General features: G+C 67.1%; 15 protein-coding genes. 10 read left to right on the top strand and 5 right to left on the bottom strand.

The genetic code is table 11. From position 1 onward, the window contains the following. Nucleotides 1-21 precede the first annotated feature (21 nt). On the bottom strand, nt 22-789 hold the full coding sequence (locus EYW47_RS29195; protein ID WP_133198319.1) for a 3-hydroxyacyl-CoA dehydrogenase: 768 nt from the start codon (nt 787-789) through the stop codon (nt 22-24). 13 nt (nt 790-802) lie between these two features. Continuing rightward, nucleotides 803-2,506 carry an acyl-CoA synthetase gene (locus tag EYW47_RS29190; protein ID WP_133198318.1) on the bottom strand — a complete coding sequence of 568 codons (1,704 nt, stop codon included), beginning with the start codon at nt 2,504-2,506 and terminating at the stop codon, nt 803-805. Nucleotides 2,507-2,649: 143 nt separating this feature from the next. Here EYW47_RS29190 and EYW47_RS29180 point away from each other — a divergent pair, with 143 nt between their 5' ends. Further along, nucleotides 2,650-3,669 carry an AraC family transcriptional regulator gene (locus EYW47_RS29180; RefSeq protein ID WP_133198316.1) on the top strand — a complete coding sequence of 340 codons (1,020 nt, stop codon included), beginning with the start codon at nt 2,650-2,652 and terminating at the stop codon, nt 3,667-3,669. Between the two features lie 118 nt (nt 3,670-3,787). Here the strand turns inward: EYW47_RS29180 and EYW47_RS29175 are convergent, their stop codons facing one another. Then, nucleotides 3,788-4,018 carry a tautomerase family protein gene (locus EYW47_RS29175; RefSeq protein ID WP_133198315.1) on the bottom strand — a complete coding sequence of 77 codons (231 nt, stop codon included), beginning with the start codon at nt 4,016-4,018 and terminating at the stop codon, nt 3,788-3,790. Between the two features lie 61 nt (nt 4,019-4,079). Beyond that, on the bottom strand, nt 4,080-4,787 hold the full coding sequence (locus EYW47_RS29170) for an SDR family NAD(P)-dependent oxidoreductase (RefSeq protein ID WP_133198314.1): 708 nt from the start codon (nt 4,785-4,787) through the stop codon (nt 4,080-4,082). A 274-nt stretch (nt 4,788-5,061) separates the two neighbouring features. On the opposite strand from EYW47_RS29170, the gene EYW47_RS29165 reads away from it, so the two are divergent. The 9 genes from EYW47_RS29165 (at nt 5,062) to EYW47_RS29125 (ending at nt 15,335) form a co-directional block, all read left to right on the top strand. Further along, nucleotides 5,062-5,988, top strand: a complete 927-nt coding sequence (locus EYW47_RS29165) for a LysR family transcriptional regulator (RefSeq protein ID WP_133198313.1) — start codon at nt 5,062-5,064, stop codon at nt 5,986-5,988. 235 nt (nt 5,989-6,223) lie between these two features. Beyond that, nucleotides 6,224-7,489 carry an MFS transporter gene (locus EYW47_RS29160; protein WP_133198312.1) on the top strand — a complete coding sequence of 422 codons (1,266 nt, stop codon included), beginning with the start codon at nt 6,224-6,226 and terminating at the stop codon, nt 7,487-7,489. Between the two features lie 49 nt (nt 7,490-7,538). After that, entirely contained in the window at nt 7,539-8,648 is a 1,110-nt protein-coding gene (locus EYW47_RS29155; RefSeq protein WP_133198311.1) for an NAD(P)H-dependent flavin oxidoreductase, read from the top strand. A gap of 115 nt (nt 8,649-8,763) precedes the next feature. Further along, a complete protein-coding gene (locus EYW47_RS29150) occupies nt 8,764-9,705 on the top strand; it encodes a LysR family transcriptional regulator (RefSeq protein WP_133198310.1) in 942 nt (313 codons plus the stop codon). Between the two features lie 312 nt (nt 9,706-10,017). Beyond that, nucleotides 10,018-10,461 carry a (2Fe-2S)-binding protein gene (locus EYW47_RS29145; RefSeq protein ID WP_133198309.1) on the top strand — a complete coding sequence of 148 codons (444 nt, stop codon included), beginning with the start codon at nt 10,018-10,020 and terminating at the stop codon, nt 10,459-10,461. Beyond that, nucleotides 10,442-12,736: a xanthine dehydrogenase family protein molybdopterin-binding subunit gene (locus EYW47_RS29140; protein WP_133198308.1), complete on the top strand. Its 2,295-nt coding sequence runs from the start codon at nt 10,442-10,444 to the stop codon at nt 12,734-12,736. Before EYW47_RS29145 ends, EYW47_RS29140 begins: the two co-directional genes overlap by 20 nt. A gap of 38 nt (nt 12,737-12,774) precedes the next feature. After that, nucleotides 12,775-13,116 carry a c-type cytochrome gene (locus EYW47_RS29135; protein ID WP_133198411.1) on the top strand — a complete coding sequence of 114 codons (342 nt, stop codon included), beginning with the start codon at nt 12,775-12,777 and terminating at the stop codon, nt 13,114-13,116. A 95-nt stretch (nt 13,117-13,211) separates the two neighbouring features. Then, nucleotides 13,212-14,285 (top strand): porin, encoded by a 1,074-nt coding sequence (locus EYW47_RS29130; RefSeq protein WP_133198307.1) that lies wholly within the window; start codon nt 13,212-13,214, stop codon nt 14,283-14,285. Between the two features lie 69 nt (nt 14,286-14,354). Continuing rightward, the gene (locus EYW47_RS29125) at nt 14,355-15,335 is read left to right on the top strand and encodes an AraC family transcriptional regulator (protein ID WP_133198306.1); all 981 of its coding nucleotides are present in this window, start codon (nt 14,355-14,357) and stop codon (nt 15,333-15,335) included. Nucleotides 15,336-15,503: 168 nt separating this feature from the next. On the opposite strand, the gene EYW47_RS29120 is transcribed toward EYW47_RS29125, so the two are convergent. After that, nucleotides 15,504-16,421, bottom strand: coding sequence for a LysR substrate-binding domain-containing protein (locus EYW47_RS29120; RefSeq protein WP_133198305.1), 918 nt, complete (start codon nt 16,419-16,421; stop codon nt 15,504-15,506). Between the last annotated feature and the right edge of the window lie 10 nt (nt 16,422-16,431).

The raw sequence follows: 16,431 nt of genomic DNA, 5'->3' as shown, positions 1-16,431 counted from the left end.
GTTTCCGCTGAGCAGGCGCGCTCAACGCGGCGCCATGCGCAACGCGCCATCGAGACGAATCACTTCGCCGTTCAGCATCGTGTTCTCGGCGATATGGCGCACCAGCGCCGCGAATTCCTCGGGCCGCCCGAGACGCGAGGGAAACGGCACGCTCTTGCCGAGCGAATCCTGCACGTCCTGCGGCATCGCCGACATCATCGGCGTGGCGAAGATGCCCGGCGCGATGGTCACCACCCGGATGCCAAAGCGCGCAAGCTCGCGCGCCACCGGCAGCGTGAGCCCGACCACGCCGCTCTTCGAAGCCGCGTACGCGGCCTGGCCGATCTGCCCATCGAACGCCGCGACAGACGCGGTGTTGACGATCACGCCGCGCTCGCCCTCGGCATCGGCGTCCTGCTTCGACATGGCTTCGGCCGCGAGCCGGATCATGTTGAAGGTGCCGACCAGGTTGATCGAGACCGCGCGCGCGAAGCTCGCCAGACGATGTGGTCCTTCGCGGCCGATCACTTTCTCGCCCGGTGCGACGCCCGCGCAGTTGACGAGGCCGTCGATGCGCCCGAACGCGTCGAGCGCGGCGGCGATGGCGGCTTGGCCATCGGTTTCGCTGGTGACGTCGGCGGCCTGGAAGCGGGCCGAGGCGCCCAGCTCGTGCGCCAGCGCCGCGCCCGCTTCGGCGTTGACGTCGAGCAGCACAGCCTTGCCTTGCTGCGCCACGACCATGCGCGCCACGGCGGCGCCGAGGCCCGAACCGGCGCCAGTGATGACAAAGACTCGATTGGTGATATTCATTCGCTGTACCCGGTTAAGTATTCGACGTATTCGACGTATTCGACATATGCGACGTATGCGACGCCTTTTCGGCTTCCATCTTGCGCAGCATGAAGCGCTGGATCTTGCCGCTCGGCGTCTTCGGCAATGCATCGACGAACTCGATCGCGCGCGGATAAGCGTGCGCGGAGAGCCGCCGCTTGACGTGCTGGCACAGTTCCTCGGCCAGCGCGGGGCTGCCTTCGCTGGCTTGCGAGAGCACCACGAAAGCCTTGACGATCTCGGTGCGCTCGGGGTCGGGCACGCCCACGACCGCCGCCTCGCAAACGGCCGGATGCTCGATCAGCGCGCTTTCCACGTCGAACGGGCCGATGCGGTAGCCCGATGAGGTGATGACGTCGTCCGCGCGGCCGATGAAGCTGATGCTGCCGTCCGGCTCCAGCTCGACGTTGTCGCCCGTGCGGTAGTAGCCGCCCGCGATGGCCGGTGTGTCCTGACGCCAATAGCCGGTGAACCAGAGCAGCGGCGAGCGGGCGATGTCGATCGCGAGCTGGCCGGGCTGGTTCGCGGCGAGCTCGTGGTCAGCCTCGTCGAGCACCGCGACGCGGTAGCCGGGCAGGGCAAAGCCCGCCGAACCGGGCTGGACCGGATGCGCGAGGCCGTGATGGTTGTTCACCACCATGCCGAGCTCGGTCTGGCCGTACTGGTCGCGGATCGGCGCGGCGAGCGCGGCGTCGAACCAGCGGACGACCTCGGGATTCAGCGGCTCGCCCGCGCTGCTGACGACGCGCAGCTTGCCCTTGATGCGCGCGGCGGTGTCCGTGCCGGCCGCCATCAGCAGCCGGTACGCGGTGGGCGAGCCGGCGAGGCTGGTGATGCCGAAGCGCTCGATCAAGTCGTAGGTGCTTTCGACGCTGAAGCTGCCTTCGTAGAGCGTGGTGGCGTGGCCGAGCAGCAGCGGCCCGGTGATCGCGTAGTAGAGCCCATAGGCCCAGCCCGGATCGGCGATGTTCCAGAAGCGGTCTTCGGGGCGCAGATCGACGGCGTCGCGCATGTAGGCGCCGAACGCCAGCAAGGCCCGCAGCGGCACCGGCACGCCCTTGGGCAGCCCCGTCGTGCCCGAGGTGGACATCATCATGAACAGGTCCGTGCCCTGGCGCATGACCGGCTCGAACGCATCGGGCTGCGCGTCGAGCGCGGCGTGCCAGTCGATGTCGCCGTCGGGCAGCGGCTCGCCGGGCCCGCGCACCGTTGCGACCGGCGGGCAGCCGGCGACCTCGTCGAGCTTGCCGCGGTTGGCGCTGTTGGTAACGACGAGCTTCGCCTCGCTCATGCGCAGCCGATGCTCGATCGCCTTGGGGCCGAATGCGGTGAACAGCGGTTGATAGACCGCTCCCGCGCGCCAGGTGCCGAGAATCGTCGCGACGAGCTCGGGCGTGCGCGGCAGCAGGCCGGCCACCACGTCGCCGGGCTTGACCCCTTGCGCGACCAGCAGGTTGGCGACGCGCGCCGAAAGCGCTTGCATCTGCGCGAAGCTGAAGCGGTGATGCTGGCCGTTGACGTCGATCCAGTCGAGCGCCGTGGCGCCGTCGGCGGCATGGCGGTCGCAGCATTCGACGCACGCGTTCAGCCCGCGCTCGAGATCGCCGTGCAAATGGGCGGCTTCCGTTTCGATGCGGAACCGGGCGATGGCCTCTTCGTAAGCCGGTATCGACCGGGTGATGGCTCCGGCTGGCATGGCTGTCTCCTCGTTGGCATGTCCGCCTGCATTCGAATGGGCGCGGCGGATTTGTCCTCGATGGTAGGCAGCTCAAACATTGCAATCAATGACAAAGGGAATCTAGAATTTTGATTGGTTTTGCCATATGTGGAGGCGCTCACGTGGAGCGGCAGACAATTTCGCCGGGTTTTGTCGAGGACGCGCTGGCCTGCCTGCGCCGGCAAGGGTTCGCGCCGGAGCCGGTATTGCGGGCGTCAGGGCTGCCCGCCGCGGTGGGCGAGAGCGTGACCGCGCAGGAGTACGGTCGACTCTGGCTTGCGATCGCCCAAGCGACCGACGACGAATTCTTCGGCTTGTCCGCGCACCCGATGCGGCACGGCAGTTTCGCGCTGCTGTGTCACGCAGTGCTGCATGCGGGCACGCTCGCCAAGGCGTTGCGGCGCGCATTGCAATTCCTGCGCGTGGTGCTGGACGAGCCGCATGGCGAACTGATCGTCGCCGACGGCCAGGCGCAGATCGTGCTCGCCGGCGCGTCCGCTTTTTACCCGGCCTTCGCGTACCGGACCTACTGGCTGATTGTGCTGGGCTTGGCCTGCTGGTTGACCGGCCGGCGCATCCCGCTGCAACGCGTCGATTTCGCCTGCCCGTGCCCCGACCAGCGCGCCGATTACCAGCAGTTCTTTGGCGTGCCGGTCCATTTCGACCAGCCGCAGTGCCGCATCGCGTTCGATGCCGCCTGGCTAGATCTGCCCACGATTCGCTCTGAACAGGCACTGAAGGTCTTTCTGCGCGGGACGCCCGGCAATTTGCTCGTGCGCTATCGTCACGACGCCGGATGGGTGACGAAAATCCGCGCCCAGTTGAAGACCGTGCCTGCCGCGAGCTGGCCGGACTTCGACACACTGGCCCGGCAGCTCTGCACGACGCCAGCGACGTTGCGGCGCCGCCTGCGCAGCGAGGGACAGAGCTTTGCCTCCATCAAGGACGAGATGCGAAGCGCGCAAGCCCAGTCGTTGCTGCGCGAAAGCGACCTCAGCGTGGCCGGGATTGCCATCGAACTGGGCTTCACGGAGCCGAGCGCGTTTCATCGCGCCTTTCGCAAATGGACTGGCGCGAGCCCGGGCGCGTTTCGGCGCGATCTGCGCGAAACAGGGCCAACGCGCGGAGCCCGTCTCGAGTGAGGGCGTGACTGCACACCCGGGATTGCGAGCCAGGCCACGCTGCGCCTCGCCTCCGGATGGCCCAGTGGCTGGCTGTCCCAGGCGCAGGCATCCGAGTCCGGTCTCTCGCAATAGCTGCTTACTTGAGTCCCTTCTGTTTCCGATAGACGTCGGTAGGCAAGCCACCCCATCCCCAGTTTTCCGTTGGCACCTCTTCGATGACCACGAAGGTCGCTTCCAACGGTTTGTTCAGTACGTCGAGCAATAGTTGGCTCACACCCTTGATGAGCTGGGCCTTTTCTTCCGGCGTGACGCAATCCGCTCCGGGCCGTGTACCTTCGCGTGTGACCTGAATTGTGACGATCGGCATGTTGCTTATCCTCGGTAATGGTGACTGGAAGGAGCGCCGGCGACCGGCGCCCCGCGTTGCTTCAATGACCGGCGCTCTGGCCACCGTCCACATGCAGGATCTCGCCCGTCACGAACGATGCCGAGTCCAGATAGAGAATCGCATTGACGATGTCGCTCATTTCGCCCATGCGCCCGACAGGATGCAGCGCCGCAAGCGTCGCATGTGTTTCGGCGGGATGCATCGGTGACTTGATCACCCCCGGCGAAACGGCGTTGGCGCGGATGCCAGCGCGCGCATACTCGATGGCGAGCGATTTCGTCGCCGCGTTCAGGCCGCCCTTGGTGAGCGAAGCGAGCACCGAGGGGACGTTGCTGTTCGCCTGTTCGGCGAGCGTGGTGGTGATGCTGACCACATGTCCACTGCCATGCTTCTGCATCGCTTCGATCGCGTACTGCGTAATGTGGAAAAAGCCGTTCAGGTTGACGTTCAGGATGGCTGCATACTCGTGCGCCGTGTACTGGGTGAAGGGCTTGGCGATGAAAATGCCCGCGTTGTTGACGAGCGTATCGACGCGTCCGAAGTGCTCGATGGCGGCGTCGACCACCCGGCGCGCGGTTGCGGCGTCGCCGATGTCGCCGGCCACGGCAACATAGTCGGCCTCGGCGGCCGGTGTGATGGAACGCGCGGTGGCAACGACGCGATAGCCCTGCGCGCGGAAGGCTTTGACGGTTTCAGCACCGATGCCTTGCGATGCGCCGGTGACGATGACGACCTTGGAAGTGCTCATTTGTGTGTCTCAAAGTATGGATGACCCGGCCTGCTGGCCGTTCGAATCGACGGATCCGATGGAGGAGGACTGTAGGCGCATCCGTCTCGAATTCGAACACACGCCATGGACAAAGAGACTTGCGTCGCAAGAACAAATGGCGGCCGAAGTACGAGGTGGCAAAGCGATGAAGAACACCCGGCCGTGGTCTGCACGTGCGCCGTCCCCGTCTGTGAATTCCGCTAAGATCGACGCGGAATTCACAGACTGAGGCGACTGCACCGCCACACGCGCAATGGACCGTATCGACGCCATGAAGGTATTCGTCGCCACGCTGGACGAGGGGAGTCTGGCGGGCGCAGGCCGCCGGCTTGGCCGCTCGCCCGCCGCGGTGAGCCGGGCCATCGCGTTTCTGGAGGAGCACACCGGCACGCCGCTGCTGTACCGCACCACGCGCACGATCCGGCTGAGCGAGGCGGGCGAGCGCTATGCGCTGGCGTGCCGGCGCATTCTCGCCGATCTCGAGGAGGCGGACCTGCTCGCCGCCGATGAGCGTTCCATGCCGCGCGGCCTGCTCGGCGTGACGGCGGCGGTAGCCGTAGGCGAAGACGTGCTGCGCCAGTTGATCGACACGTTTCTCGAACGCAACCCCGAGGTGTCGATCCGCCTGCACCTGCTCGACCGGCCCGTGAACCTGATCGACGAAGGTATCGATGTGGCGCTGCGCATCGCGCATCTACAGGACTCGACGCTGGTCGCCATACCGGCGGGCCAGGTGCGGCGCGTGGTGGTCGCCTCGCCTGAGTATCTTGCGGCGCATCCGCCTGTCGAGGCGCCCGCCGATCTCGCCAGCCACACGATCATTTCGATGACGCATTTCGGGCTCGACTCGTGGAGCTTTCCGGCGGCGCGGCAGACGGCGCTGCCACAGGTCGTGCAGTTCTCGCCGCGCTTCACCGTGAATACGGTCCGCGCGGCGCTGGCCTCCGCGGTGGCGGGGCACGGCGTCACGCGGCTCTTTTCCTATCACGTGGCGGAGCAGGTGAGGGCCGGTGCGCTCAAGATCGTCTTGCGCGACAACGAGCACGCGCCGCTGCCCGCGAATCTCGTGATGCCGCGCGGGCGGCTTTCGGTGCCCAAGGTGCGCAGCTTCGTCGACTTCGCCGCGCCGCGGCTGCGCGAGTACTTTGAGCAGGCGCGGCGGATCACCGATGCGGATTGAGCCTTCACTCGACCGCCACACGGAAGAATGACTTCCGCGTGGTGGCGATTCTCTCGCAGCATGACCTGATCTAGACTGGCCTCCATGTTCATTGGGTGCTTCAAAGCACCGGTTGCGGGAGACAGTCATGCAACAAGCGGTTTCGAGTCCGGTCGCGCCGGCCGTCTGCAACACTCGGTCGTGGGAGCGAGGTGCTCGCATTTTTCCTCGATCTTTTCTCCGCGCTGAGGGTTAAATGAACGCTACGGTTTCCTCTTCGCCGTGCGCCTTCGCGGAGCCGCAACCGCGCGGCTACGCCGAGCGTAACGTCCGGTACTGGCGGCGCAATCTCGTCGTCTGCGTGTTCGGCTCGTTTACGACGCTCGTCAGTCTCAGCATGCTGCTGCCGTTCCTGCCGCTCTATGTGCGGCAGCTCGGCGTGACCTCGCAGTCGGCCGTGATCCAGTGGTCGGGCGTTGCGTTTGGCGCGACGTTCCTCGGCACGGCGCTCACCGCGCCGCTCTGGGGGCGCCTTGCCGACCGCTTTGGCCGCAAGCCCATGCTCGTGCGCGCGGCGATTGGCATGGCCGTGGTGATGTCGTTGATCGGCGTCGCGCACAATGTGTACGAACTCGTCGCGTTACGACTGATCGCCGGGCTCGTGGGCGGCTACGCCTCGGCATCTACGGTGATGGTCGGCACCCAGGCGCCGCGCGAGCGCGCGGGCTGGGCGCTTGGCATGCTTTCCACGGGCGCACTGGCCGGCAATCTCGTCGGGCCGCTCGTGGGCGGGGTGCTGCCCGACTGGATCGGCATACGTGGCACGTTCTTCGCGGGCGGCGCGATGATTGCGGTGGCGGCACTCTTGACGATCGTCGTGGTCAAGGAGGAGTTTCATCCGGCGAGCGACGCACGTGCCCGCGCACGTGGTGCGCCCGCCGCGAGCGTGCGCCGCCCCGACTACGCGGTGCTGGCGGCGTTGCTCGTGACCGCGATGATGGTACTGCTCGCCAACATGTCGATCGAGCCCATCATCACGGTCTATATTGGCGGCCTTGGCGTGAGCGCGGCTCACCTCACACGTGTGGCGGGCGTGGTCATGGCATGCTCGGCGCTCGGCAGCACGCTCACGGCGGCGCGCCTGGGCGCACTGGCCGACCGCTTCGGCGGTTGGCGCGTGATCGTGGCCTGTCTCGTGCTCACGGGGCTGGCGATGGTGCCGCAAGCGTTCGTCGCGCACTGGTGGCAGCTCGCGGCGCTGCGCGTGGTGATGGGCATGACGCTCGCGGGCCTCTTGCCCTCCATCGGCAAGCTCGCGCGGCAATCGGTAGAGGAAAGCAGCACGGGCAGCATGCTCGGCTATCTGCAATCGGCGCAATTCAGCGGCCAGGTGGTGGGGCCGGTGATCGGCGGCGTGATCGGCGTGCACTTCGGCCTGCATGCGGTGTTCTTCGTGACCGGCGCGCTGCTGATCGTCTGCGGGGGGCTCGCGCACTGGGCGCGCGGCCGCGCTCAGGCCTGATACGCTGGGCGGCACACGGAAACTGGAACGCATCTGGAGGTAAAGCACCATGAGCACTCAAGCAGGCGAGCGGACGTTGCTGCGCGCGCTCGGCATACAGAAACCGATCATTCAGGCGCCCATGGCGGGCGTCACGACGCCGGCGCTGGCCGCCGCCGTTTCGAACGCGGGCGGGCTCGGTTCGCTTGGTATTGCGGCGATGAACGCGGAGAACGCACGCAAGGCGATCCACCAGACGCGCGAGCTCACGGCGAGGCCGTTCAACGTCAATGTGTTCTGCCACCGCCCGGCCACGTCCGACGCGGCCGTCGAGCGCGCGTGGCTCGACTGGCTCGAGCCGGTCTTCCGGCAATACGGCGCGACGCCGCCGCAGTCGCTCTCGGAGATTTACACGAGCTTCGTCGTGGACAAGGCAATGCAGGCCATGCTGCTGGAAGAGAAGCCCGCCGTGGTCAGCTTCCATTTCGGCTTGCCTCCCGACGCGGTGATCGCCGGCCTCAAGCACGCGGGCATCCGTTTGGTTGCGAGCGCAACGAATCGCGAGGAAGCGGCTGCGGCCGTCAAGGCGGGTGTGGATGCCATCGTCGCTCAGGGCGTCGAGGCGGGCGGCCATCGCGGCGTGTTCGACACGGCAGCGCGCGACGAGCGCCTGGGCACGTTCGCCCTCACGCGAGTGCTGGTGAGCGAATTCGACGTGCCCGTGATCGCGGCTGGCGGCATCATGGATGGCGCGGGCATTGCGGCGGCGCTCGCGCTCGGCGCACAGGCGGCGCAACTGGGCACAGCGTTCGTCGCCTGCCCCGAAACTTCGATCGACGAGGGCTATCGCCGCGCGTTGCTCAGCGATGCGGCGCGCCATACGACGTTCACCTCGGCCATTTCGGGGCGCCCCGCACGCAGCATCGTCAATCGCTTCACCACGCTCGGCGAGGACCCGCAGGCACCGCGCACGCCGTCCTATCCAATCACCTACGACGCGGGCAAGGCGCTCAATGCGGCCGCGAAGGCCGCGGGCGAGTTCGGCTACGGCGCACAATGGGCGGGCCAGGCTGCGCCGCTCGCGCGGTCGCTGCCTGCCGCAGAACTGATGGCGCAACTGGAGCGCGAGACGCGTGAGAGCATCGAACGCTTGCAGTCCTTGCAATCCGTCTGGGGCTGAGCGGGCACATGAACATCGGCCCGCGCGGCTCAGGCGCAGGCCGATGTTTCATCACCTCGCGAAACCGTGGCTGGCAGGTTAGAAGCGCGGGACTGGAAAACGCGGGCAAACGAGCATGCAACGCAAATTCGACGATCTGTTGCTAGGCAGCATTGAACTGTTCTGCCTCGCAGCGGAGCTGGGCAGCTTCACGCTGGCGGCCAACGCGGCGAGTGTGACGCCCGCCGCGGTGAGCCGTTCCGTGGCGCGGCTCGAAGAGCGGCTCGGCGTACGGCTCTTCGTGCGCACGACGCGCCAGATTCGGCTCACCGATCCCGGGCGGCGCTACTTCGAGCAATGCCGCCAGGCCCTGTCGCAGCTCGTGGATGCCGAACGCGAAGTGACGGGCGAGCAGAGCACGCCCGCCGGCGTGCTGCGTATCAGCATGCCGACTCCGTATGGACACTATCGCGTGCTGCCGCTGCTGCCCGCGTTTCGCGAGCGCTATGCGCAGGTCCAGGTCGAGGCGCATCTGAGCAACCGCAACATCGACTTTGCCGACGAAGGTTTCGATCTCGCGATACGCGGGCGAGCGCCGGCCGACTCCAGTCTGGTAGCGCGCAAGCTCGAAGATGCGGAGCTGGTGGTCGTGGCGACGCCTGGCTACCTCAAGCGAGCGGGCGTGCCCAAGACCGTGGCGGACCTGCAGGCCCACGAATGCATACAGTTCGAACTGCCGAGCAGTGGGCGCAATCTCGCATGGACCTTCGAGGGCTCGCCAGAAAATGGCGACGTGCTGACGAACGGCAGTTACGGGACATCCGGCGACGCGCTGGCCGGCGTCACGCTCGCGCGAGCCGGCGCGGGCCTTTTTCAGACGTATCGCTTCGTGGTGGAGGGCGACCTGCGCGAAGGCAGGCTCGTTGAGGTGTTGCAAGATGCGGGGCGCCGCACGCGGCCGTTCATCCTGCTCTACCCGCATGCGCGCTATCTGACGTCGCGCGTGCGCGCTTTCGTCGACTTTCTGGTGGAGCGGTTGTTGACGGTCGCGGTTTCCGCTAGCAGTGACCGCAGATAACGCGAGCAGTGGCTGCCATTGAAAGTCGCCGAATATCCCGCCGATATTCCATGGATGAAACGCCAACTCGCATTTGAATCCTGTGGCGCGGCGATTCATCCACATAAAAAGGTGAAATGGCCCGATATTCAAGGACATTGGGGGAAACCTGTAATTTTCGGGCATCGCGCTCGAAGCTGATCGAAAGAGACGATCGGCAACTTTATTGGGCCGTCGCGCCATTGCCGGACATTTTGTCCGCCCCAAGAATCTCACTCATCGCCAACCGCTTTACAGGCGGCAGCAAACGGCGACTTCTGGGGAGACAAGCGCATGCAATTCACACTGAACGGCCAGCCATTCGAGTTCGACGGCGATCCGGACACGCCGCTGCTGTGGGTGATCCGCGAAGCCGCGGGACTGAGCGGCACCAAGTACGGCTGCGGCATCGGCGCGTGCGGCGCCTGTACCGTGCACCTCGAAGGCGAGGCCACGCGCTCGTGCGTGCTGCCGGTCTCGGCGGTCGCGGGGCGCACCATCACCACCATCGAAGGGCTCGCGCCCGATGCATCGCATCCGGTGCAGCAGGCGTGGATCCGGCAGGACGTGCCGCAATGCGGCTATTGCCAGTCGGGCATGGTGATGGCCGTGGCCGCGCTGCTCAAGCAGCACCCGCACCCCACCGACGCGCAAATCGACCAGGGCGTAACGAACCTGTGCCGCTGCGCGACCTATCACCGTATTCGCGAGGCCATCCATGTCGCAGCGAACGCCTGAGCGCATGCGCCACGCCGATGGCGCATATGGTGTGCAAGGTGCGCGTGGTGCAAACGCGCGCGCACCGCAACGCGAGAGCCGCCGCGCCTTCCTCAAGACCGGTCTCGCGATCGCGGGCAGCCTCGTGCTGCCGCTCGCGTTCAGCGACTACGTGGAGGCCGCCGAGGACGGCACGCGCTTTCGCGAGATCAACGACTGGGTCCGCGTCGATCCCGATGGCCGCACGATCATCGGTCTTTCGCAGGCCGAAGTCGGTCAGGGCGTCTACACCGGCCTGCCGCAATTGCTGGCCGACGAGATGGACGCCGACTGGCGCCGCGTGAGCGTGGAATTCGTCACGGGGCGCGACGCCTATCGCATTGCGGCGGCGAACGAGCATCCGCAGCAATTCGTCGGCGCTTCGATGTCGGTCACCATGTTCCAGCAGCGCCTGCGCATTGCGGGCGCGCAGGCGCGCGAGGCGTTTCTCGCGGCCGGCGCGCGGCGCCTGGGCGTGCGGCCCACACAGTGCGCGACAAAGAGCGGCCGCGTGATCCATCTGCAAACGGGGCGCTCGCTGGGATATGGCGAACTGCTCGCGGACGCGGCGCAATTGCCGCTCGATCCGCAGCCGCGCCTGAAGGCGCAGTCGGCGCGCACGCTCATCGGCCAGCCGCTGCACAAGCTCGACGCGCCCGCGAAGGTGAATGGCAGCGCCGTGTTCGGCATCGACGTGAAGGTGCCCGGCATGCTCGCGGGCGCCGTGAAAATGGCGCCCACGCTCAACGGCAAGCCCGTGGCCGTGCGCAACCGCGACACGGTGCGTGCATTGCCGGGCGTGGTCGAGGTGGTGCCGGCAAAAGACGCCGTGATCGTGGTGGCGAACACCTGGTGGCAGGCGAAGCAGGCGTGCGACGCGCTCGACGTGCAATGGGAAGACAGCGGCCCCCCGGCGGACAGCGCAGCGATTCTCGCGCAACGCAAGGCCGCGCTGATGGCGGTACATGCGGTGGCGGCCACGCGCATCGGCGACGCGCCGGCGCAGTTCGAAGCCGCCGACGGTAGCGGGCCGGGCTCGCAGCGCACGCACGACGCGCCCACCGGCGCAAAGGTGATCGAAGCCGACTACCACACGCCGTACATTGTCCACGCGACGATGGAGCCCGTGAACGCGACCGTGCACGTGCGCGAACACGAGATCGAGGTGTGGGGCCCGATTCAAGGCCAGGACAAGGTGCGCTGGACGCTCGGCGCCATCTTCAAACTGCCGCCAGAGAAAGTGATTGTGAATACAACCTTTCTGGGAGGCAGCTTCGGACGCAAGTACGTGCCCGATTTCGTGATTCACGCGGCCGTTGCCTCGAAGGCCGTGGGCCGCCCGGTGAAGGTGATCCGCTCGCGCGAGGACGATATCCGCCACGGCTTCTACCGTCCCGGCGCTTCCGCGCGCATGCGCGCCGTGCTCGGCGCCGACGGCTACCCGAGCGCGATGCATTTGCGCGTGGTGGGGCAGTCGTTGTACTGGTCGATCAAGCGCGACTACTTCGAAAAGGCGGGCGGCTGGGACGAGACCATGCTCGACGGTCTGTACGACCTTGGCTATGCGGTGCCGAATTTGCTCGTCGATTCGGTGAGCGTCGACCAGCATATTCCCGTGAGCTTCATGCGCAGTGTGGGGAGCACGTCCAGCATTTTCTTCCTCGAGAGCTTCGTGAACGAGCTCGCGCACGCCGCGCGTATCGATCCGCTCGAGTATCGGCGCACGCTGCTGCGCGACGACCCGCTCGCGCTGCGCGTGCTCGAGCGCACGGCGGCCAGGGCGAACTGGGCGCGCAGGCCCGCGCCGGGTGTGTATCGCGGGCTCGCATACAGTCTCTACACGGGCCGCGGCGGCGCATTCACGACTTATGTCGCGATCGTGGCCGAGCTGCGCATGGTGGGCGGCAAGGCGAAGCTCGAACGTGTGGTGTGCGGCATCGACTGCGGCCAGGCGATCAACCCCATGCTGGTCCGCGAGATGGTGGAGGGCGGCATTGGCTTTGCCCTCACCAATACCTTCAAGAGCGAAATCACCTTCAAGGACGGCGCGGTGGTGCAGGAGAACTTCTCCGACTACCCGCTTCTGTACCTCTCGCAGATGCCGAAGATCGAAGTCGAGATCGTCGAGAGCGACCGCACGCCGCAAGGCTGCGGCGAGGTGGTGCTGCCGCCCGTGGCGCCCGCCGTGGCCGCCGCGTTGTTCGAGGCGAGCGGCACGCGTCTGCGGACCATGCCGCTCGAACAAGCGCTGGCTTGAGCATCGAACTGAATTTTCATCACAAAACACCTTCCATCATGATACGGATTCCTTATTTAATCATCTCACTCGCGAGTGCGTTGCTTGCCGCCAGTGCACGCGCGGAGCCGCCAGTCGATGCGGCCCGCGCCCGCCAGATCGCCACGCAGCACGCGTGCTTCGGTTGTCACGCGGTGGACAAGAAACTCGTGGGCCCGGCCTGGCGCGACGTGGCCGCGCGCTACGCGGGCCAGCCGGGTGCCGCGGCCACGCTTGTTGCGCATATCCAGAACGGCAGCTCGGGCACGTGGGGCGCCGTGCCGATGCCGCCCAACGCAATCAGCCCGGGCGACGCGCAAGCCGTCGTGCAATGGATTCTTGCGGGCACCAGGACCGAATGACGGGAGCGGCCGCGCGCCGCTGAAGCCGGGCCGCGCAAGTGGCCAGGCACGCACACATACCAATAAGCATTACTGATAAATATAGGAGACACGTCATGAAAAAGAGGATTGCAGCAGTATTGCTCGCCGGCACGTCGGCGCTCGCCTGGGGACAAAGCAGCGTCGCGCTCTATGGCATCGTCGACACGGGCATCGAGTACTACAACAACGCGGCGAAGGGCGGCTCGTTCGTGGGCATGCCCTCGCTCACGGGCGAGGTGCCGTCGCGCTTCGGCCTGCGTGGCCAGGAGGATCTGGGCGGCGGCTACAAGGCCTTCTTCGTGCTGGAAAACGGCTTCGCGCCCAATAGCGGCGCGCTCAATTACGGCGGCCGCCTGTTCGGGCGCCAGGCGAACATGGGCGTGACGAGCGACTACGGCACGCTCACGCTCGGCCGCCAGATGAACATGTCGATGTACGTGCTGTTCAACGCGGACGTGATCGGCCCGTCGATTCATTCGATGGCGAGCTTCGACAGCTATCTGCCGAACGCGCGCAGCGACAACGCCGTGGGCTACCTCGGCAAATTCCACGGCGTGACGGTTGGCGGCACCTATAGCTTCGGGCGCGATGCGGCGGGCCCGGCCGGGCCTTCGGCAACCAACTGCGCCGGGCAGCTTCCCGGCGACGCCGTAGCCTGCCGCCAGTACACGATGATGCTCGCCTACGACAACGCATGGGGCGGCGCGGCGGCCTCGTACGACGTGATGTATGGCGGGCCGGGCGCCTCGGCGCCGCTCGTGAGCAGCGCCGACACCGACAAGCGCGCGATCGTCGACGCCTATGTGAAATTCGGCGCGGCCAAAGTGGGCGGCGGCTGGATTCGCCGCAACACCGCGGCGGCGGAACACGCCCAGTCGGACATCTTCTTCCTCGGCGCGGAGTACTACGTGACGCCCATGTTCGCGCTCGACGCGCAAGCGTTGCGCTACATCTTGCGCGATCATTCGAATTCGACGCTGCTGGTCGGGCGCGCAAACTATTTCATCTCGAAGCGCACGACGCTTTATGCTTCGCTCGGTTACATGATGAACAGCGCGCTCGCGGCGAATGCCGTGGCCGCCGCCGGCACGGTCACACCCGGCGCGAACCAGTTTGGCGCGATGATGGGCATCCAGCAGCGTTTCTGACGCTGGGCGCGCTGAGCACCGCACGCCGCGTGCGGATAGAAACACCCGAAGGGGAACGGAGAGGAGCAGATGGCGACAGACCTGTTGAGCGCCGCGCTGGCGGATCTGCGCGCCGACGCCGTGGTGACCGGGCACTTCTCGCTCGCGGCGCCGTGGGCGTTCGTGAAGCCGGCGGTCGAGGGCGCGGCGTTCAGGACCGCTTTCGGCGGCCCTTACACCATCGTGGTGGAAGGCATGGAGCCGCTGCGCGTCGAGGCGGGCGACTTCGTGCTGCTGCCGCACGGGCACGAGCACGTGCTCGCCTCGGCGCCCGGCGTCGCGCCGGTGCCCTTCGACGATCTCGTCGCGCGCGAGGGCATCCGCCCGAGCTTCGACACGCCCTTGCGGCTCACGGCGGGCGGCGGCGGCGAGGTCTGCGACCTTTATACGGGCATCGTGTTTTACCGCGAGGCGGTGCGCAATCCGCTGTTCTCGGTGCTGCCGCCGCTCATTCATGTGCGCGCCAACGATCCCGCGGTCGGGCCCTGGCTCGCCGATACGCTGATGGCCTTCATCCGCGAATCGATGGCATGCCAGCCGGGCTGGGCGGTCGCGGCGGCGCGCCTTGCCGACGTGCTGTTCGTGCAGTTGCTGCGCGCGCATCTCGCCTCGGCGATCAGCCACACGGGCTGGCTGCGCGGCCTGATGGACCCGCAGATCGGCCGTGCGATCGCGCAATTGCACCGCCACCCGGAGCGCGACTGGACCGTCGAATCGCTGGCGGCCACGGCGGGCATGTCGCGCTCGCGCTTTAGCGCGCGTTTCGTCGAGCTCGTCGAAGAAACGCCGATCGGGCATCTCACCGCGTACCGCATGTATGTCGCGAGCGGCGCGCTGCGCGATTCGCGGCGGCGGCTGATCGAGATTGCGACGAGCGTGGGCTATGCGTCGGAGAAAGCGTTCATTCGCGCGTTCCGGCGCTGGTCGGGCATGGCGCCCAAGCAGTACGCGCGCAGCATGCGCGATCCGCACGACGCGCCCTACGCCCCGGGTGCACCGTATGGCGCGTGAGCGTGACGCTTGCGCGGTTTCGCGCCCGGGCACCGCGGGCGGGATGAGCGTAATGGGCATGGCAGGCGCGGCGGCGGGCAGCGCCGGAAAGCGGGGGCCTCGCCGGCGAGTGCTGGCGCATGCGGGGCGCGCGGCAGAAGAAAGGCGCCCGGCTGCGCGGCGGGCCGCTCAGGCCTTGCGCGCCTTGAGCTCGAGCGCGAGGAAATCGACGAACGCGCGAATGCGGGTGGACATCTGATGACGCTGCAGATACACCGCGTAGATATCCGCGTTGGGCGTCTCGTACTCGGGCAGCACCTGCACGAGCCGGCCGTCGGCCAGATAGTCGGCGATGTCCCACTCGGCGCGCATCAGGATGCCGTGCCCCTCCAGCGCCCAGCGCACGGCGATCTCGCCGTCGTTGGTGGTGAGATTGCCGTTGATGCGCACCGCCTCGGTCTTGCGCGCGGCGCCGCGCCCCGAGGTGAGGCGCCAGACGCCATAGGCTTCGTCGCCCTGCCGTATGCCGATGCAGTTGTGCCGCGCAAGCTCCTGCGCCGTCGCGGGCTGGCCGTGCCGCGCGAGATACGCGGGCGCCGCGCACAGCAGGCGCCGGTTGGCCGCGAGGCGGCGCGCCACCACGCGCGTGTCGGGCGGCTCGCCGAAGCGGATGCAGACGTCGAAGCTGTCGTCGGTGAGGGGCGGCGGCGCCACCGAGAGCTGCAATTGCACGGTGACCTGCGGATACCTGGCCACGAAGCGCGAGATGGCCGGGCCCACGTGGCTGCGCCCGAAGCCTAGCGTCGCGTTCACGCGCAATAGGCCCTTGGGGCTCTTCTTCGCACTGCCGAGCAGCTCGGCCAGCTCCTCGATCTCGTCGAGAATGCGCCGCGCGCGCTCGAGGTACAGCTCGCCCTCGGGCGTGAGCATCATGCGCCGCGTGGTGCGGTTCACGAGCGGCACGCCCGCGCGCTGCTCCATTTGCGTGAGCCGCTTGCTCACGGCGGCGGCGCTCAGGCCCAGCTCGCGCGCCGCCGCGCTCAGGCTGCCCGCCGCCGAAAGCGTGGAGAAGAACGAGAGATCGGCCGGATGCACGGCGTCCGTCATGATCCGCACT

The sequence above is a fragment of the Paraburkholderia silviterrae genome (assembly GCF_004353915.1).
Classification (GTDB): Bacteria; Pseudomonadota; Gammaproteobacteria; order Burkholderiales; family Burkholderiaceae; genus Paraburkholderia; species Paraburkholderia silviterrae.
This window is presented reverse-complemented; position numbering and strand designations above follow the sequence as displayed.

Bases quoted from the DNA above. Each gene is read 5' to 3' on its own strand.
- EYW47_RS29130 (WP_133198307.1), top strand. From the start codon at position 13,212: ATGAAAAAGAGGATTGCAGCAGTATTGCTCGCCGGCACGTCGGCGCTC.
- EYW47_RS29120 (WP_133198305.1), bottom strand. From the start codon at position 16,421: ATGACGGACGCCGTGCATCCGGCCGATCTCTCGTTCTTCTCCACGCTT.
- EYW47_RS29170 (WP_133198314.1), bottom strand. From the start codon at position 4,787: ATGAGCACTTCCAAGGTCGTCATCGTCACCGGCGCATCGCAAGGCATC.
- EYW47_RS29135 (WP_133198411.1), top strand. From the start codon at position 12,775: ATGATACGGATTCCTTATTTAATCATCTCACTCGCGAGTGCGTTGCTT.
- EYW47_RS29125 (WP_133198306.1), top strand. From the start codon at position 14,355: ATGGCGACAGACCTGTTGAGCGCCGCGCTGGCGGATCTGCGCGCCGAC.
- EYW47_RS29145 (WP_133198309.1), top strand. From the start codon at position 10,018: ATGCAATTCACACTGAACGGCCAGCCATTCGAGTTCGACGGCGATCCG.
- EYW47_RS29150 (WP_133198310.1), top strand. From the start codon at position 8,764: ATGCAACGCAAATTCGACGATCTGTTGCTAGGCAGCATTGAACTGTTC.
- EYW47_RS29175 (WP_133198315.1), bottom strand. From the start codon at position 4,018: ATGCCGATCGTCACAATTCAGGTCACACGCGAAGGTACACGGCCCGGA.
- EYW47_RS29165 (WP_133198313.1), top strand. From the start codon at position 5,062: ATGGACCGTATCGACGCCATGAAGGTATTCGTCGCCACGCTGGACGAG.
- EYW47_RS29160 (WP_133198312.1), top strand. From the start codon at position 6,224: ATGAACGCTACGGTTTCCTCTTCGCCGTGCGCCTTCGCGGAGCCGCAA.
- EYW47_RS29140 (WP_133198308.1), top strand. From the start codon at position 10,442: ATGTCGCAGCGAACGCCTGAGCGCATGCGCCACGCCGATGGCGCATAT.
- EYW47_RS29190 (WP_133198318.1), bottom strand. From the start codon at position 2,506: ATGCCAGCCGGAGCCATCACCCGGTCGATACCGGCTTACGAAGAGGCC.
- EYW47_RS29195 (WP_133198319.1), bottom strand. From the start codon at position 789: ATGAATATCACCAATCGAGTCTTTGTCATCACTGGCGCCGGTTCGGGC.
- EYW47_RS29155 (WP_133198311.1), top strand. From the start codon at position 7,539: ATGAGCACTCAAGCAGGCGAGCGGACGTTGCTGCGCGCGCTCGGCATA.